Annotated in this window: 1 protein-coding gene; it reads left to right on the plus strand. The window is 71.4% G+C overall.

Features of this window, described 5'->3' with window-relative positions; all coding sequences use genetic code 11:
• Positions 1-325 precede the first annotated feature (325 nt).
• Entirely contained in the window at positions 326-2,539 is a 2,214-nt protein-coding gene (locus ACNFOC_RS53045; protein WP_416966118.1) for a DEAD/DEAH box helicase, read from the plus strand.
• Positions 2,540-2,677 lie beyond the last annotated feature (138 nt).

Here is a 2,677-nt window from a genome sequence, read left to right on the forward strand (position 1 = left end):
ACATCCCACCGGGCACCCCGCCGAACCCTCGTCGTCGGCCCACGAGGACCCCGTACCGCAGCTGGCGGACCGGGAACCGGCACCGGCGGCCGGGTCGCCGGCCTGAGGTGCGTGTGACGCACGTCAATCCGGGCCGGTTTGCGTCGGGGGGTGGTGGGTGCGTAAGGTGGTAGATCGTTTGATCCCATTGCCCGGCGCCACTGTAGAGCGCGCCGTGTGGCGCGTACTCTCCCTTGCCGTGGCGGACCGCATTGAGGCGGTCGATAGCGAATCACGGAGTTGACGGGCGCGTGCCGACGGATACTCCGGAAGGTTTCGCATTCGCATGTCCATTTCCAGTACTGATCACATCGTCATGCCCGAGAACGAGAACGAGGGCGACGAGACGGCCGTAGAGGCCACCACCGAGGCGGCCCCCGAGGTCACCTTCGCGTCCCTCGGTCTCCCCGAGGGCATCGTGCGCAAGCTCGCGCAGAACGGTGTGACAGCCCCCTTCCCGATCCAGGCGGCGACCATCCCGGACGCCCTGGCCGGCAAGGACATCCTCGGCCGTGGCCGCACCGGCTCCGGCAAGACCCTCTCGTTCGGTCTGCCGCTGCTCGCGACGCTGTCCGGCGGCCGCACCGAGAAGAAGCGCCCCCGCGGCATCATCCTCACCCCGACCCGCGAGCTCGCGATGCAGGTGGCGGACGCCCTCCAGCCCTACGGCGACGTCCTCGGCCTGAAGATGAAGGTCGTCTGCGGCGGCACGTCGATGGGCAACCAGATCTACGCCCTGGAGCGCGGCGTCGACGTCCTCGTCGCCACCCCGGGCCGCCTGCGCGACATCATCAACCGCGGCGCCTGCTCCCTCGAGGACGTGCGGATCGCCGTACTCGACGAGGCCGACCAGATGTCCGACCTGGGCTTCCTGCCCGAGGTCACCGAGCTGCTCGACCAGATCCCGGCCGGCGGCCAGCGCATGCTGTTCTCGGCGACCATGGAGAACGAGATCTCCACGCTGGTCAAGCGCTACCTGAAGGACCAGGTCACGCACGAGGTCGACAGCGCGCAGGGCAACGTCACGACGATGTCCCACCACATCCTCATCGTGAAGCCCAAGGACAAGGCGCCGGTCACCGCCGCGATCGCCTCCCGCAAGGGCCGCACGATCATCTTCGTCCGCACCCAGCTGGGCGCCGACCGCATCGCCGAGCAGCTGCGCGAGTCCGGCGTGAAGGCCGACGCGCTGCACGGCGGCATGACGCAGGGCGCCCGTACGCGGACGCTGGCGGACTTCAAGGAGGGCTACGTCAACGCGCTCGTCGCGACCGACGTCGCCGCCCGCGGTATCCACGTCGACGGCATCGACCTGGTCCTGAACGTGGACCCGGCCGGCGACCACAAGGACTACCTGCACCGCGCGGGCCGCACCGCGCGTGCCGGTCGTACGGGCACCGTCGTCTCGCTCTCGCTGCCGCACCAGCGCCGGCAGATCTTCCGGCTGATGGAGGACGCGGGCGTCGACGCCGGGCGTCACATCATCAACACCGGTACGGCCTTCGAGCCCGAGGTCGCCGAGATCACCGGCGCCCGTTCGATGACCGAGGTGCAGGCCCAGTCGGCGGGCGACGCCGCGCAGCAGGCCGAGCGTGAGGTCACCCAGCTCACCAAGGAGCTGGAGCGGGCCACGCGCCGCGCCGCCGAGCTCCGCGAGGAGTCCGACCGCCTGATCGCCCGCGCCGCGCGCGAGCGGGGCGAGGACCCGGAGACGGCGGTCGCCGAGGCCGCCGCCGTGGTCGAGGCCGCTGCCGCCGAGCAGTCGGCCGTCGCCGAGGCGCCGGTGCGCGAGGAGTCCTCCTCCTACGACCGTCCGCGTCAGCAGCGTGACGACCGTGGCAACTACGAGCGCCGTGACCGTCGTGACGACCGTGGCGGCGACCGCGGTGGCCGTTCCTTCGAGCGTCGTGACGAGCGTCCCTCGGGTGGTTTCCGTCGGGACGACCGTGGCGGCAACGACCGTGGTGGCCGTTCTTTCGAGCGTCGTGACGACCGTCCGTCCGGTGGTTTCCGTCGTGACGACCGCGGTGGCAACGACCGTGGCGGCGACCGTGGTGGCCGTTCTTTCGACCGTCGTGACGAGCGTCCCTCGGGTGGTTTCCGCCGGGACGACCGTGGCGGCAACGACCGCGGTGGCGACCGTGGCGGCTTCCGCCGCGACGACCGTCCCTCGGGCGGCTTCAACAGCGACCGTCGTGACGGCGACCGTGGTGGCCGTTCTTTCGAGCGTCGTGACGACCGTCCGTCCGGTGGTTTCCGCCGCGACGACCGCGGTGGCAGCGAGCGTCCGGCCTCGGGCGGCTTCCGTCGCGACGACCGTCCCGCGACCGGTCACCGGGGCAGCGACCGCCCGTTCAACCGTGACCGCCAGGGCGACCGCCCCGGCTTCCGCGCCGGCGGCCACGACCGTCCGGGCCACCGCGGCACGACCGGCACGGGCACCGGCACCGGTTCCTTCGGCCGCCGCGACGACAAGCCCCGCTGGAAGCGCAACGGCTGACGTCAAGTGACGTAGCAGAGCAGTGAGATGGCCCCCGCCCGGGTTCGGGCGGGGGCCATTTTCGCGCGCTCTCGGCTGTGTGTTGACTGCATGATCGGCCGACTTCTGTGGGGGATGTGACGGCTGGGGGCCGGGGGC

The organism is Streptomyces colwelliae (genome assembly GCF_048158785.1).
Taxonomy (GTDB): Bacteria; Actinomycetota; Actinomycetes; order Streptomycetales; family Streptomycetaceae; genus Streptomyces.